Raw genomic sequence first — 14,727 nt, 5'->3', positions numbered from 1 at the left:
ACTACGCATATGATCGATGATTCGCTGCATAGCCGCTTAAAGCGGCAATCGCTCGCCAGTGCTCGATCCAAAAACCAGGCACAAAAAAACCGGCGCGAGGCCGGTTTTTTTCAAGAACCTGCAGTTTAGGCTGCAGCAGCTTCGCCGAGGGCCTTGATGTGGCCGTTCAGGCGGCTCTTATGACGAGCGGCTTTGTTCTTGTGGATGATGCCCTTGTCGGCCATGCGGTCGATTACAGGCACGGCTGCGGTGTAAGCAGTACGAGCTTTTTCCAGATCTTTTGCATCAATGGCCTTGACCACATTCTTGATGTAGGTGCGGACCATGGAGCGCAGGCTGGCGTTGTGGCTGCGACGCTTCTCAGCCTGAATTGCGCGTTTTTTGGCGGAAGGGCTGTTGGCCACCGTCGAACTCCTCGAAAACGTGGGATTACAAAGCAAATAAGGCCGCGAATCATGCCGATGCGGCGCGGGCTTGTCAAGCATGACTGAAGATTGATGACGCTGGCCGGACAGAAGGGCTGCCGCTAAACTCGCGGCCTCTTTATCTGTCGTAATTGCCCGTCGATTCCGGTGGCCAATGCTGGCCGGAACCTCTATCGCAACCTCTGGGAAAACAAATGTCCGATACGTCCGGCAAAAGCGGATTGCTGCGTTCTAGCGCGGTAGTCAGCGTGATGACGCTGCTGTCCAGGGTGCTGGGCATGGTACGCGATATGGTCGTGGCCAGCTACTTCGGGTCCGGTGCTGCGGCGGACGCATTTTTCATTGCCTTCAAAATTCCCAATTTTCTGCGGCGCCTGTTTGCCGAAGGAGCTTTCGCCCAAGCGTTCGTGCCGGTGCTGTCGGAATACCGAACCAAGCGGACGTTGCTGGACGTCAAGCTGCTGGTCGATCGCACGGCCGGCATGCTTGGCTTGATCCTGACCGGCATTACTGCCATTGGGGTTCTGGCATCGCCTTATGTCGTGATGCTCTTCGCGCCGGGATTTCATGATGAACCGGAGAAAATGCAGTTGGCCGGCGAGTTGCTGCGCATCACCTTTCCCTACCTGCTGTTGATTTCCCTGACGGCCTTCACGTCCGGCGTGCTCAACAGTTATGGGCGCTTCGCTGTGCCGGGGTTTACGCCGGTGCTGCTCAATGTCTGCATGATCGCTTCGGCGGTGTTTCTTACGCCTTATTTCGACCAGCCCATCATGGCGCTGGCCTGGGGCGTATTCATTGCTGGATTTGCTCAACTGGCCTTCCAGCTTCCTTATGTCGCCAAGCTGGGGTTGTTGCCGCGGCCTCGGGTGAAGTTCGGTGACGAAGGCGTGCGACGGATCATGCTGTTGATGGTTCCCGCGTTATTTGGGGTGTCGGTCAGTCAGATCAATTTGCTGCTCGATACGGTGCTCGCCTCGTTCCTGCAGACTGGCAGCGTGTCGTGGCTTTATTACGCGGATCGGCTTTCGGAGTTGCCGCTCGGCGCGTTCGGTATCGCCATTGGTACGGTTATTCTTCCGAGCCTTTCGCGCCAGCACGCCGGCGAAGATCCCAAAGCTTTTTCCGATACGCTCAACTGGGCGCTGCGAATGGTGCTGCTGGTAGGTATTCCTGCGGCGCTCGCGTTGGGCATTCTGGCCGAGCCGCTGATTGCCAGCCTGTTCTTCTACGGTGCGATGAGCGAGGAGGCGGTGGTGCAGTCGGCCCTTGCGCTTGAGGCTTACTCGCTTGGGGTGCTGGCATTCATGCTGATCAAGGTGCTCGCGCCCGGCTTCTTCGCTCGCCAGGATTTGAAGACGCCGGTGCGGGTCGCGATCATTTGCATGGTCGCCAATATGGTGATGAACCTGATCCTGATCTGGCCGCTCAAGCATGTCGGGTTGGCGCTGGCGACTTCGCTGTCATCAATGCTCAACGCCGGACTGCTGTTTTGGGGCTTGTACAAGATCGGCGTGTTTCGAGTTGCGCCGGGCTGGAGCGTATTTCTCCTGCGGCTGGCGGGCGGTTGTGCCGCCATGGTGGCGACGATCTGGTGGCTCAACGCGCCGTCGGTCGAATGGTTCGCCTGGGCGTGGCAACAGCGCGCGTTGCAGCTGGGGCTGCTGGTGGTGGCCGGGATCGGGGCTTTCGTTGCAGGGCTAGTAGTGCTCGGCTTGCGACCGCGCCATCTTCGTCACTGATCGGTGGGCTGGAGTCGCGGCAAACCTGTCCGCGACCGGCGGCTCATGCGTATAATCGACGACTTTTCAAGCAAGAAGTGCGGTATGCAGCTGGTTCGAGGTCTTCATAACCTGCGGCCCCGGCATCGGGGCTGTGTCGCCACCATTGGCAATTTCGACGGCGTTCACCGTGGGCATCAGGCCATTCTGGCCCGCCTGCGAGAGCGTGCCGCCGAGTTCGGCCTGCCCAGTTGTGTGGTGATTTTCGAACCCCAGCCGCGCGAATTTTTCTCGCCGGACAAGGCGCCAGCGCGCCTGACTCGGCTACGAGAAAAGTTGCAGCTACTGGCTGAACAGGGCATCGATCGAGTGCTGTGCCTGGCCTTCAATCGGCGTTTGCGCGAGATGAGCGCCGCCGAGTTCGTCCACGCGACGCTGGTCGAAGGGCTTGGCGTCCAGCATCTTGAGGTCGGCGATGACTTCCGCTTCGGCTGTGATCGTGCCGGCGATTTCAATTTTCTCTTGAAAGCGGGCGCTGCCGAGGGTTTCAGTGTCGAAGCTGCCACCACCATCGAGGTGGAGGCCGAGCGCGTCAGCAGCACGCGGCTGCGTCAGGTGCTGGCCGATGGCGATCTGGCCTTGGCGGAACGCCTGCTCGGTAGACCGTTCACTCTTGCCGGGAGAGTCATGCATGGACAGGCGCTAGGCCGGCAGCTTGGCGCGCCGACGGCCAACATTCAGCTCAAGCGCAAGAGCACACCGCTTTCCGGCGTGTTTGTGGTGAGTACCGAAGTCGATGGCGTGTTGCAGCCGGCGGTAGCCAACATTGGGATGCGTCCATCGGTCGAAAGCGATGGCAAGCCCCATCTTGAAGTGCATTTACTCAGCTACCAAGGCGATCTTTATGGCCGCCTGCTGAGCGTGACCTTTCACCGCAAACTACGCGACGAGCAGCGCTTTGCCTCGCTGGAGGCGCTCAAGACGGCGATCGAAGGCGATATCGCCGCGGCTCGCGAATACTGGCGAGCTTCACCCTTTACCACGAGTCAGGACTGAAATGACCGATTACAAAGCGACCCTCAATCTGCCGTCCACGGCATTTCCGATGAAGGCCGGTCTGCCACAGCGCGAGCCGGAGATCCTGCAGCGCTGGAACAGTATTGATCTGTACGGAAAGCTGCGGCAGATCGGCGAGGGTCGCCCAAAGTTCGTCCTGCACGACGGCCCGCCGTACGCCAACGGCAGCATTCACATCGGCCATGCGGTGAACAAGGTCATCAAGGATTTCATCGTCCGCTCCAAGACCCTCGCGGGTTTCGATGCCCCCTATGTGCCGGGTTGGGACTGCCATGGCCTGCCGATCGAGCACAAGGTCGAGATCACCTATGGCAAAAATCAGCCGGCAGACCTGACCCGCGAGCGCTGCCGTGCCTATGCGGCCGAGCAGATCGAAGGCCAGAAGGCCGACTTCATCCGCCTGGGCGTGCTCGGCGAATGGGACAACCCGTATCGCACCATGGATTTCGCCAACGAGGCCGGGGAAATCCGCGCGCTGGCGAAGATGGTCGAAGGCGGTTTCGTCTTCAAGGGCCTGAAACCGGTGAACTGGTGCTTCGATTGCGGTTCGGCGCTGGCCGAGGCGGAAGTCGAGTATCAGGACAAGAAGTCCGATGCTATCGATGTCGCTTTCCAGGTCGAGGATGCGGACAAGCTGGCGGCGGCCTTCGGCGTCGCAGCATTGGCAAAACCGGCCAGTATCGTCATCTGGACCACCACGCCCTGGACCATTCCGGCCAACCAGGCGCTCAACGTACACCCCGATTTCGTCTACGCCCTGGTCGATACCGGCGACAAGCTGCTGGTGCTGGCCGAAGAACTGGTGGAGTCCTGCTTGCAGCGCTATGGCCTGAGCGGCGAGATCGTCTCCCGTTGCGAAGGCAAGGCGCTGGAGCTGATCCGCTTCCGCCATCCGTTCTACGAGCGTTTCGCGCCGGTCTATCTGGCTGACTACGTGGAAACTGGCGCCGGCACCGGCATCGTCCATTCGGCGCCCGCTTACGGCGAAGACGACTTCCGCTCCTGCAAGCACTATGGCATGGAGAACGACGACATTCTCAGCCCGGTGCAAAGCCATGGCGTCTACGTGCCCGACCTGCCGTTCTTCGGCGGCCAGTTCATCTGGAAGGCCAATCCGGCGATCGTCGAGAAGCTGCGTGAGGTCGGCGCGCTGCTCAAACATGAATCTATCCAGCACAGCTACATGCATTGCTGGCGCCACAAGACACCGCTGATTTACCGCGCCACCGCGCAATGGTTCGTCGGTATGGACAAGGTTGCTCACGACGGCAGTTCCTTGCGTCGCCGGGCGCTGGATGCCATCGAGCAGACCGAATTCGTCCCCGCCTGGGGCCAAGCGCGACTGCACGGCATGATCGCCGGGCGTCCGGACTGGTGTATCTCGCGTCAACGGACCTGGGGCGTGCCGATTCCGTTCTTCCTGCACAAGGAAAGCGGCGAGTTGCACCCGCGTACCGTCGAGCTGATGGAAGCAGTGGCGCAACGCGTGGAGCAGGGCGGCATCGAAGCCTGGTCGAAGCTGGACGCCGCCGAGCTGCTTGGCGAGGAAGCGGCGCACTACGAGAAGATCAGCGACACCCTGGACGTCTGGTTCGACTCCGGCACCACCCATTGGCACGTGATGCGTGGCTCGCATCCGATGGGGCATGACCACGGTCCGCGTGCGGATCTGTATCTGGAAGGTTCCGATCAGCATCGTGGCTGGTTCCACTCGTCGCTGCTGACCGGTTCGGCCATCGACGGCCACGCGCCTTACACGGGGCTGCTGACGCACGGCTTCGTGGTCGATGAAAACGGCCGCAAGATGTCCAAGTCGCTGGGCAACGTGGTTGCGCCGCAGGAAGTTACCGACAGCCTGGGCGCCGATATCCTGCGCCTGTGGGTCGCGTCCACCGATTATTCCGGTGAGATGGCGGTTTCTAAGGTCATTCTGCAGCGCAGCGCCGACTCCTATCGCCGCATTCGCAACACCGCGCGCTTCCTGCTTTCCAACCTCGACGGTTTCGACCCGGCGCAGCATCAGGTTCCGGCTGATCAGCTGATCGCGCTCGACCGCTGGGCCATCGATCGCGCTTTGTTGTTGCAGCGGGAAATCGAAGAAGCCTACGGCACCTACAAGTTCTGGAACGTCTACCAGAAAGTACACAACTTCTGCGTACAGGAGCTGGGCGGTTTCTATCTCGACATCATCAAGGACCGTCAGTACACCACTGGCGCTGACAGCCTGCCGCGGCGCTCCTGCCAGACCGCGCTGTACCACATCGCCGAGGCACTGGTGCGCTGGATCGCGCCGATCCTATCGTTCACCGCCGATGAGATCTGGCAGTACCTGCCGGGCGAGCGTAACGAATCGGTCATGCTCAATACCTGGTACGAGGGGCTGGCCGAGCTGCCAGACAAGATCGAGCTGGGGCGTGAGTTCTGGGAAAAAATCATGGCCGTCAAGGCCGCTGTGAACAAGGAACTGGAAACCCAACGCGCCGCCAAGACCATCGGCGGCAACCTGCAGGCCGAAGTAGTGCTCTACGCCGAAGACGCCCTGGTGGCCGATCTGGCCAAGCTGGGCAGCGAGCTGCGCTTCGTGCTGATCACCTCGGCGGTGACGATAGCGCCTCTAGCCAACGCACCTGCCGAAGCCGTCCAGAGCGAGCTGTCAGGTCTCAAGCTGCAGGTCAGCAAAACTGACTATGCCAAGTGCGGCCGCTGCTGGCACCACCTGCCCGACATCGGTGGTCACGCGGCGCATCCAGAGATCTGCGGCCGCTGTGTTGAAAATATCGAAGGCGCTGGCGAGGTGCGTCACTATGCGTGACAGCGCACGTGATCGTAGGATGGGTTCCCACTGTGGACTTTTGCGGCCTGTCGCGAGCGTCGGCTTCGTAGGGTGGGCTTCAGCCCACGGTTGGCAGAACCTCGGTGGGCTGAAGCGGAGCGTCGCCCGGCCCACCCTACGATTTGACCCGACGGCGGGTGCAATCCGCCATGTTCTTTCGAGGGCAGAGGCATGACTTCGCGTTTCGGCAAGCTGTCATGGCTATGGCTTAGTGTGTTGGTCATCGCCCTGGACCAGGCGACCAAACACTATTTCGAAGCCAACTTCAGCCTGTACCAGAAGGTCGACGTGATCCCCGATTACTTCGCCTGGACGCTGGCCTATAACACCGGTGCGGCATTCAGCTTTCTGGCCGATCATTCCGGCTGGCAGCGTTGGTTGTTCGCGGCGATCGCCATCGGCGTCAGTGCCGTGCTGGTGGTCTGGATGAGGCGCTTGAAGCCGAACGAGACCTGGCTCGCGGTTGCCTTGGCGCTGGTGCTAGGTGGCGCGCTCGGTAACCTCTATGACCGCGTCGTACTGGGCCATGTCGTCGACTTCATCCTGGTGCATTGGCAGAACCGCTGGTATTTCCCGGCGTTCAATATTGCCGACAGCGCCATCACCATCGGCGCAGTGATGCTGGCGCTGGACATGTTCCGTAGTAGTAAAACGGGAGAAGCGGTAAATGACTGAACAACGCATCGCGCAGGATATGCAGGTCACCCTCCATTTCGCGTTGAGTCTGGAAGATGGCGAGCAGGTCGATACGACTTTTGACAAGCAGCCGGCGACCTTCAAGGTCGGTGATGGAAGTTTGTTGCCGGGGTTCGAACAGCAGTTGTTCGGGCTCAAAGCCGGTGATAAACGCACCTTCCAGATCGCACCAGAGCAAGGCTTCGGTCAGCACAATCAACAAAATGTGCAGACCATGCCGCGCAGTCAGTTCGAAAGCATGGAGCTGTCCGAAGGCCTGCTAGTGATTTTCAACGATGCCGCCAAAACAGAGTTGCCAGGTATCGTCAAAGCCTTCGATGAGCGTCAGGTGACCGTGGATTTCAACCATCCGCTGGCTGGCAAGGCGTTGACGTTCGAGGTGGAGATATTCGAGGTCAAGCCGGTCTGAATAATTCGCTTCGTAGGCAATCTGCTCCTTTAGGAATTTGGGGACGGCTAATCCCTGCTGGCGAATCAGAGTGCGTAGCCCTGCCGCGCGTATGGTCGTTGTGCTGATGCCAGCCCCGCTTCTTACTGCTGCCTAAAAATTTACACTCAACAACTCACCCGCCCCGAGCGCCGAGAAGTCACATGCAAATCAAACTCGCCAACCCGCGCGGTTTCTGTGCCGGTGTCGACCGTGCCATCGAGATCGTCAACCGTGCCCTGGAAGTATTCGGGCCGCCGATCTATGTGCGCCATGAAGTGGTGCACAACAAGTTCGTGGTGGAAGACCTACGCGAGCGAGGCGCAATTTTCGTCGACGAACTTGATCAGGTGCCCGATGGCTTCATCGTCATCTTCAGTGCCCACGGTGTTTCCCAGGCAGTGAAAATGGAAGCCGACAAGCGTGGCCTGAAGGTTTTCGACGCAACCTGCCCGTTAGTGACCAAGGTTCATCTGGAAGTGACCAAATACAGTCGCGAAGGGCGAGAGTGCATCCTCATCGGCCACGAGGGCCATCCGGAAGTTGAAGGCACGATGGGCCAGTACGACACCGCGAACGGCGGCTCTATCTATCTGGTCGAGGATGAAGAAGACGTCGCCCAGTTGCAGGTGCGCAACCCAGAAGCGCTGGCTTTCGTGACCCAGACCACGCTGTCCATGGACGACACCAGCCGCGTGATCGATGCCCTGCGCACCCGCTTCCCCAGCATTGGCGGCCCGCGCAAGGACGACATCTGCTACGCCACCCAGAACCGCCAGGACGCCGTCAAGCAACTGGCAGGGGAGTGCGACGTGGTCCTGGTGGTCGGCAGCCCCAACAGCTCCAATTCCAACCGCCTACGCGAGCTGGCCGAGCGCATGAATACGCCCTCCTACCTGATCGACGGCGCCGAGGACCTCAAGCGCGAATGGTTCGCTGCAGACGCCCGCATTGGCATCACCGCAGGCGCCTCAGCGCCTGAAGTGCTGGTGCGTGGTGTGATCGATCAATTACGTGAGTGGGGCGCCACCGGGGTGAATGAGCTGGATGGGCGACCGGAGAGCGTAACGTTTTCGATGCCGAAGGAGCTGCGGGTGAGGCAGGTGTAGAGCTATCAATTGATTACCACCCAAGTTGCGATTAGTGGTGTGAGTCCTGCTTCTCTACATAAAAAGCCCAGCATTGATGCCGGGCTTTTTCATGCCGCCAAAGCGCATTACCTCCAGCATTGATCGACGGTTTTCCCCCCAGTGTTCCCTTTGACGCCCAGCGCGTTAAGTGTGAAATTGCCGCATGCAGCGTCGCCAAAGGCTTGGGTTGCAGTCAGTAAATAGCCCCCGTCGCCTGTGCCGACGGTCAAGGTATATTTCCCTGTATCCGACTTGACGGTGGTGCCATTGGTGCCGCGCAGCCCAAGTTTGGCGATGTCAGCCGCAGCGGTTACATAGCTATTATTTTGCGTAAAGAATCGCTCTTGGCTCGCAGCTGCATCCTGTAGCAACGCCTGTCCCTCGCTCCGGTTGCTGCGTTGTACGTACTCCATATAGTTGGGGTAAGCGATCGCCGCGAGAATCCCCAGGATGCCTACCACGATCATCAGCTCGATCAGGGTAAAGCCTTTGCTGTGCTGTTCCATGCTCAATTACCTATTACTCGCCAAGATTGGCGGCCAATACTGGATGGGTCCGGGTAAATCGTCTGGCATACCAGGCCGGTGCAGGCTTCGAAACCGCTGTCGGGGTTCTGTGAAATGGTAATGCCGCCTTCACCGTCCTGTTTGATACCGCTTACGACATGTACAACATTATTGCTGTCGACGTGCCTGAGGTCGAAAGCATGGAATAGAGTCTTGCCGCCGGTAAAGGGATTAAGTGCGTAGGTCCAGTTACTGGCGCCATCGGCGCATGGGTCATCGTTGGGGACCAAAGTCTGGAAGAAAATAGTCTGGCCGAGGGTGGACATTTTCTCGATCAGCATCTCGCCTTCGAACTCGTCCTTGTTTACTGCCAGATCCAGATACCAGCCATACTTATTAACGCTGACAACGCCATCGGCATTGGACGTAGTCCATTGCACAGGATTATTCGAGATCGTGCGAGCCGGGTTGGTCCCGCCTTGGGTATAGGTTCCAGTTAATTGTTCGATGATCGTCTGTTTTACCAAGTGACCATTGGCCTCATCGTCAGTCCGCTGGATGGTGAATGCGCTGGTGCTCTCCGCGCGGGTTTTGGTGTCCCATATTCCGTAGATGCTTTGGGCATGGGTTTTGACGCCATCTTTGTCCTCTGCCTCGAAGAACTTGCCGGTGCCGAAAATCACCAGATAACCAATGCGGCTGGGATGACGGATAAGAGTAGGCGCGGCGGTAATCGATTGGGCCGCGGCATCCTTGCTGGACGCTGCGGCGAACATCGGCTTTCCGCCGTAAGCGACGTTGAACGCCTCCGCTGTTACAGTTCCCAGCGTATCGCGAGAAAGAGGAGCAGCGTCCAGACTTCCATCGCCATCGGCATCAGAGTTCTCTGTAGGTAGGAGATCGAAACGCCAGAGATTGCCCTGCAGGTCACCTGCATAAGCGTAATCGGCTATACCGTCGGCGTTGTAGTCGGCCAGCACCGCGCTAGAAAGTCCGTTGGCCACGCCATCGGTTCCCGAGACTTCCAGGCTCTTGGTCAGCTTGCCGGTCACGGCGTCGATGACGTAAAGCGCTGCCTTGCCATCGCTGGCACCGTTCTCATAGCCGTTCCCGGTAACTACGGCCCAGCGACCATTATGCAGGCGGGCAATGGTCGGGGTAGCGAAGCTGTAGCCTGGCTTGACGGCATCTTCATCTTCGATATCGCTCGCATCGAATTCCCAGAGTAATTGTTCGCTGCCAGGGTTGGTGACATCCAGAGCGAATAGCGCCTTGCCGCCGGCACGCAAAGTGCCGACCAGAATGGTGCGCCACCTTTTGTTATCGTGATCGTAGACATCTGCTACCACAGGCGAGCCGTCGACATAAAACTGATGGCTGTAATTTTTACCGGTCAGCTTGTTGAGCTTGTCAAAAACGGCGGAAGGAATGAAGGCAAATTCCTCGACGCCGGTTTCAGTGTTGAAACCGTGGAGCATACCGTCGTTGCCACCGACATAGACCCGTCCCGTGCGTTTGACCGCTCCGTCTGTTGTTCCGTTAGTTTTTGCCAAGAACGCAGAGTACGAGCTATCGCCAGGAGTCACAGCTCCATTAGCGTCGATGTGCCCTTCCAGTCGATTGGCGAAGCCTTCCAGATAGCGGGCGCCTGATACCACGACAGGACTGGAGCCGTATAGGTCGCCCAGTACCGCAGTGCGTTGGCGGAAATTACCTGCGTTAGAACCTTCGTTGCTGCTATCCCCGCGGAGATAACTAAGCCGTTCTTGCCATCTACCGTCCGCTGACTCACCGGCGACTTCGGGATTTATGTTCAGGGCGTAGGCGAGGGTGCCCTTGGTTTCAGGATCGCCTGCATTACCGGCCTTGAAGTCTTTGAGTTTGCTGGTATCTGCGCCATTTTCGTTAGATATCTTTATCGTGCGGCCGCCGGGAGTCGGAAGCTGTTTCTGCGCGCTCCAGTCTTGTGTATTTTCAATTACGTATTGGTCGTCATCATTCTTTACCAGCTTTTTGGAAAATCGCTTCAAATCACCCGACCAGTTTTCGTCACTGGCATAGGTGGTCTGGTAGGAAACGCTGGTAGCAGTGTCGTCGATCACTAGCCCTGAGCTGATTGCAGGTCTAGCTGCGGTCGATTTCCGTTCTGCAATCCGGTTCAAAATCTCATCAAAGGCCGAAACCATGGCGTCAGGACTGTCAACGCTAAAGAACTCGCCGCGAGAGTTGATTGCCGCGTGCCATAGATCGTAAACGTTATTATTCGAGCCTGATGATGCTTTGGGCCAGCTCTTCGTACCGTCCAATAGAGCCTTGTAGCCTCCCGAGAACGTATCTCCTTCCCATGGCAGGCCGCTAGCGTTCATTGAACTGGTAAGCCCCAATCCCATTATGAAGTTGCTCATATGCTGCCAAGTGGCAGGGTCATTTTTCGCGTTCCAGTATTTTTCAGTATCCGTTCCTTCCTTGTCAGCAAAATAAGGACTGATTCTGTTGTCTAGTTTAGTGTTAAGGTCGGTGGTCCAGTAATGCATTGCCAAGTCCGCAAGTGTACTGGATGTGTCGTCTTGATATGGGCGTTGCTGGGTGTATTTCTTGCCGTCAGGTAAGTTGATGTCTACGCCGTCATGCCTAAAAGAGCTGGGATTGCTAGTAGTGGCGTTCCACATCCCATCTGTCATAAGTATGTGATAGCTTGGTCGGCAGGCATATGTATTGTCTGATGTGTTTTTATCGGATGAGACGCGAGTGTTCGGGAATTTATGCCAGGCAACGTCTTCCTTGAGAAACTCGCCGGCCCTTTTCATTGCGGCTGGTAGAGGTGTGCCGCTGTTGAAATATACATCTTTCAGCCAGCTATAGAATTGTCCCTTATGTTGAGCATCATATTGGCGGAACTTATTGTCTTTACAGTTCTTGGTGTCACCCCCGTTGAGGCTGGTGCACAATGCCAGATTTTGCCAGCCTAAACGGACAGTCGGAGAAAGTTGGGCAAAGGCCAAGCTGGTGGCGGACAAGGTCGCCAGTGCCCTTGTTCTGTAAAACGAATACCAGATAGCGAAATTCGTCTTCTCACTGTCGCTGACGAAGACGAGATTGTAGCAGCTTGTTTTCGTTTTATCGCAATTGCTGGCGAGTGAGTAATCATAAATATAATAGTATGCTGGTGTTATAGCGGTGTAGATATTGTTGTTTCTTATGCAGGAAAAGTCGCTACTGTTCAGGACTGGGCCTGCTTGCTCAATCGTACATGTGTAGCTGTTTCCGGATCGGGTTACTTTGAACTTTATTCCTGCAGCACTGGTTTCGGTTTTTGTCTCATTTCTTGAAAATGATATGGATACACTGAAATCGTTGCTTGGATTGTTGGCTCGCTGGTGCGTGCCGCTCGGCATACGGTACTCTTTTCCCGTAGGTCTATAGTGATCGGACAGGTCAAGTTTACCGTCGTTTGGCCTGAAACCATTTATGGGCGCGTTTGTGAAGGATGTTGTTAGCTCGATTTTATCGCCATTCGTGTCGAATGATGGCGGTGCTATGTACTTGATGTTGGGGTTGTAATACATCGGGTTGTATTCTGGTGCTGCATATAAGCGTGTTATGGTGCTGCCGCTTATGACTTGGCTCTCTATGGCGTCAGGGACAAAACCCCAAGACATGCTGCCCGACTCATCAAGCGTGAAAACGATATTAGGTGGAACACCTACCGTCAGGCTGAGCGGGCTTTGCGATACGGCTGCTTGTAAGTTCATTGCCGCACTCATTAGAGCGGTTCCTGCAATGATGCTCATGATAAAAGTGGTCGAGCTGTTGACCTGTCTTCCTTTCATTTCTTCAACTCTCAATTATTCAGGCCGAGATAGATGTTCGCGGTAGTGGATTGCACTGCCCATTCGTCTGCCGCTTGTCCATTTACTACGTAGAAGTAGGTTCCCCGACCTTCCATGACTGCGCCGTATTCAGGGTTCAATGAGGATTCATCTTCGTTCATGGCGATCAGATGAGTATTCCAGTAAGCGTTGCGGTCGCTACTGGTCACATTGCTTTCATCGCTTTCATTCTCCCCTGGCACTGTTCCCCGATATGGCATCCAAGTTATGAAAGCGGTGTTTGCAGCAGCATCGCTATCTGCCCCTGTCTTGTTATCCGCAGAGCTGTTTTTCAGGAAGAGTAATGGGTTGAGTACGAAGTCCAGGCGGTCTTCTGCTGCGGTTATTGCCAGCAGACACGGGCGGTTGGCGCCATTGGCCTGCAGTTTGTTTGCCTTTTGACAATTGGATTCTCGGGGCTCGAGCTTGTCGCGCAGATACGCTGGACCATAGAACCGGAACTCTCCTTCGCGTAGCGCGGCCTCCGCGGCGGTTTGCAGGCGCTGGGTCTCTGCCCTGTTCCCCGTTATTCGCGACTCCAGCACGACGCCGCGCATGCTGGATACGGCTAGAACGGTCAGAATTAGCAGCATGACCAGCGCAACCAGCAGGGTTGCGCCCCGTTGCCGGGCGTGATTCAAAGCTTTCATGGCATTAGATTCCTGATCGTCTGGGTGCTGCTGGCAACCTGGTAGATGCGATTCTTGTCTTCTGCGGTCAGACGGGCTTTGCTTGTGGTGTCTGCTTTATCCAGCCATGCATCGAATATGGCGGATTCACCGTCGCGTTGTTCTTCACGGCTGGCTAGTAGTATCGAGTAACGCACTGCTCGGATCGGGCCGCTATTGATCGTCCATGTGCTGGCATCAATGAACCGACCACTGTCTTCCGTCAGTTTCTTCTCGAACATGTCCTTGCTGCCGAGGCCGAACTCAAGTCGCATATCCGCGATGCCTGCCAGGAGTTCCATTGATCCAGGGGACTTTGCGTTAAGGTTCTTGCATTCAAGCAAGCCCTGATGCAGTTCGGTGGCTGGCGTGTAGCTGAGTGCCAAGGTGATAAGAGCGCTTTCAGGCGGAGCCCTGAAGGGCTTGCTGTCGTCGAACGCCTTGCTGTCGTCACCTTGGCAGTCAGGTTCGCCGCTGACGAGCGGCTGATAGCGCAGGCAGATACCGAGTGAGTTTCTGGTGGGAGCAATGACTGCGCCTTTGGCAAACGCTTCGCAGTCACTATTTGCCGATACTTCGGGAAATGCATCTTCGAGCAGTTGCGCTGGATCTCGACGATAGCCTGCCTTGCCGAGATAGTCGTTGAGCATCAGCGCAACGAAGCGACTACCTTCCAAGTTCGTGGACTGGCTTTGCTGGAATAGGTGGTTACGCTGGTTATCCAAGTAAATTTGGGAGATGCCGAGTAGCAGGAAGCTGCTGATAGCCAGCGCTACGAGCAGTTCGATCAGGGAGATGCCCCTCTGTTGGGGCACGAGGGAAATTTTCATAGCTCTACTCGCGTTCTGTAGATGCAGGTGGTGGCGTTGGGCGCTTGATCATCGGGGCAGGCACCTGCCTTGACGGTCCAGGCCAGCTGGATTTCCAGCATCGAGCCATTGCCGTCACAGGTCCCGAGTGTGGAGCTGCGGCAGATATAGAAGGCAGATTCGAGGAGTTCCTCAGCGCCAGGCAGAGAGGCTTCGACGGTTTCTACCCAGCAGTTGCGCATCTCGATGGCACTCGTAGGGTTGGCGACACAGTCCGCCGGAGCAGTCGTGAAATCACTGCCTTTGTCTTTGTAAAAAAGAGAAGTGTTCTTGAAGCCGCTATACACGGGTTCGGCCGGCGGGGTCCTCGTGAATACTTCACCAGGGTTGGCGCGAATGATCTCGGCCAAGTCGCTGGCCAGCATGATTGCTGTGTTTCGTTGTAACGAATCCTGGGTGTACTGAATGCTGCGGCCCTGCATGGCAACCATGCCGAGAATGCCGATGGTGGTCAGTACCAGGGTGACCATCACTTCGATCAAGCTAAAGCCTCTGTTGTTGCTCAT

General features: G+C 57.0%; 12 protein-coding genes. 6 read left to right on the top strand and 6 right to left on the bottom strand.

Features of this window, described 5'->3' with window-relative positions; genetic code table 11:
- Positions 1-125: 125 nt before the first annotated feature.
- On the bottom strand, positions 126-404 hold the full coding sequence (gene rpsT / locus GYM54_RS10230; protein ID WP_014854146.1) for a 30S ribosomal protein S20: 279 nt from the start codon (positions 402-404) through the stop codon (positions 126-128).
- Positions 405-619: 215 nt separating this feature from the next.
- Here rpsT and murJ point away from each other — a divergent pair, with 215 nt between their 5' ends.
- The 6 genes from murJ to ispH all read left to right on the top strand — a co-directional run bounded on the left by murJ (position 620) and on the right by ispH (position 8,288).
- Positions 620-2,167: a murein biosynthesis integral membrane protein MurJ gene (gene murJ / locus GYM54_RS10225; protein ID WP_181104910.1), complete on the top strand. Its 1,548-nt coding sequence runs from the start codon at positions 620-622 to the stop codon at positions 2,165-2,167.
- Positions 2,168-2,251: 84 nt separating this feature from the next.
- Complete coding sequence (gene ribF, locus GYM54_RS10220) at positions 2,252-3,202, top strand: bifunctional riboflavin kinase/FAD synthetase (protein WP_181104908.1); 951 nt, start codon at positions 2,252-2,254, stop codon at positions 3,200-3,202.
- 1 nt (position 3,203) lies between these two features.
- On the top strand, positions 3,204-6,035 hold the full coding sequence (gene ileS / locus GYM54_RS10215) for an isoleucine--tRNA ligase (protein ID WP_181104906.1): 2,832 nt from the start codon (positions 3,204-3,206) through the stop codon (positions 6,033-6,035).
- 192 nt (positions 6,036-6,227) lie between these two features.
- On the top strand, positions 6,228-6,731 hold the full coding sequence (lspA, locus tag GYM54_RS10210) for a signal peptidase II (protein ID WP_131651874.1): 504 nt from the start codon (positions 6,228-6,230) through the stop codon (positions 6,729-6,731).
- Positions 6,724-7,161, top strand: coding sequence for an FKBP-type peptidyl-prolyl cis-trans isomerase (fkpB, locus tag GYM54_RS10205; RefSeq protein WP_131651873.1), 438 nt, complete (start codon positions 6,724-6,726; stop codon positions 7,159-7,161). The genes lspA and fkpB overlap by 8 nt, the downstream gene beginning before the upstream one ends.
- 182 nt (positions 7,162-7,343) lie before the next feature.
- The gene (gene ispH, locus GYM54_RS10200; protein WP_181104898.1) at positions 7,344-8,288 is read left to right on the top strand and encodes a 4-hydroxy-3-methylbut-2-enyl diphosphate reductase; all 945 of its coding nucleotides are present in this window, start codon (positions 7,344-7,346) and stop codon (positions 8,286-8,288) included.
- A 107-nt stretch (positions 8,289-8,395) separates the two neighbouring features.
- On the opposite strand, the gene GYM54_RS10195 is transcribed toward ispH, so the two are convergent.
- The 5 genes from GYM54_RS10195 to pilV are packed head-to-tail and all read right to left on the bottom strand — an operon-like array spanning position 8,396 to position 14,727.
- The gene (locus GYM54_RS10195; protein WP_197445926.1) at positions 8,396-8,815 is read right to left on the bottom strand and encodes a type IV pilin protein; all 420 of its coding nucleotides are present in this window, start codon (positions 8,813-8,815) and stop codon (positions 8,396-8,398) included.
- Between the two features lie 2 nt (positions 8,816-8,817).
- Positions 8,818-12,660 (bottom strand): pilus assembly protein, encoded by a 3,843-nt coding sequence (locus GYM54_RS10190; RefSeq protein WP_257626593.1) that lies wholly within the window; start codon positions 12,658-12,660, stop codon positions 8,818-8,820.
- On the bottom strand, positions 12,657-13,334 hold the full coding sequence (locus GYM54_RS10185) for a PilX N-terminal domain-containing pilus assembly protein (RefSeq protein ID WP_131651869.1): 678 nt from the start codon (positions 13,332-13,334) through the stop codon (positions 12,657-12,659). The genes GYM54_RS10190 and GYM54_RS10185 overlap by 4 nt, the downstream gene beginning before the upstream one ends.
- Positions 13,331-14,182, bottom strand: coding sequence for a prepilin-type N-terminal cleavage/methylation domain-containing protein (locus tag GYM54_RS10180; RefSeq protein ID WP_181104894.1), 852 nt, complete (start codon positions 14,180-14,182; stop codon positions 13,331-13,333). Before GYM54_RS10180 ends, GYM54_RS10185 begins: the two co-directional genes overlap by 4 nt.
- Positions 14,179-14,727, bottom strand: coding sequence for a type IV pilus modification protein PilV (gene pilV, locus GYM54_RS10175; RefSeq protein WP_181104892.1), 549 nt, complete (start codon positions 14,725-14,727; stop codon positions 14,179-14,181). The genes GYM54_RS10180 and pilV overlap by 4 nt, the downstream gene beginning before the upstream one ends.

This window comes from Pseudomonas sp. MTM4 (assembly GCF_019355055.1).
In the GTDB taxonomy this organism is placed as follows: Bacteria; Pseudomonadota; Gammaproteobacteria; order Pseudomonadales; family Pseudomonadaceae; genus Stutzerimonas.
Note: the sequence above shows the minus strand (reverse complement) of the source record. Positions and strands in the feature narration are given on the sequence as shown.

Bases quoted from the DNA above. Each gene is read 5' to 3' on its own strand.
- murJ (WP_181104910.1), top strand. From the start codon at position 620: ATGTCCGATACGTCCGGCAAAAGCGGATTGCTGCGTTCTAGCGCGGTA.
- ribF (WP_181104908.1), top strand. From the start codon at position 2,252: ATGCAGCTGGTTCGAGGTCTTCATAACCTGCGGCCCCGGCATCGGGGC.
- ileS (WP_181104906.1), top strand. From the start codon at position 3,204: ATGACCGATTACAAAGCGACCCTCAATCTGCCGTCCACGGCATTTCCG.
- lspA (WP_131651874.1), top strand. From the start codon at position 6,228: ATGACTTCGCGTTTCGGCAAGCTGTCATGGCTATGGCTTAGTGTGTTG.
- fkpB (WP_131651873.1), top strand. From the start codon at position 6,724: ATGACTGAACAACGCATCGCGCAGGATATGCAGGTCACCCTCCATTTC.
- ispH (WP_181104898.1), top strand. From the start codon at position 7,344: ATGCAAATCAAACTCGCCAACCCGCGCGGTTTCTGTGCCGGTGTCGAC.
- GYM54_RS10195 (WP_197445926.1), bottom strand. From the start codon at position 8,815: ATGGAACAGCACAGCAAAGGCTTTACCCTGATCGAGCTGATGATCGTG.
- GYM54_RS10185 (WP_131651869.1), bottom strand. From the start codon at position 13,334: ATGAAAGCTTTGAATCACGCCCGGCAACGGGGCGCAACCCTGCTGGTT.
- GYM54_RS10180 (WP_181104894.1), bottom strand. From the start codon at position 14,182: ATGAAAATTTCCCTCGTGCCCCAACAGAGGGGCATCTCCCTGATCGAA.
- pilV (WP_181104892.1), bottom strand. From the start codon at position 14,727: ATGAGCAACAACAGAGGCTTTAGCTTGATCGAAGTGATGGTCACCCTG.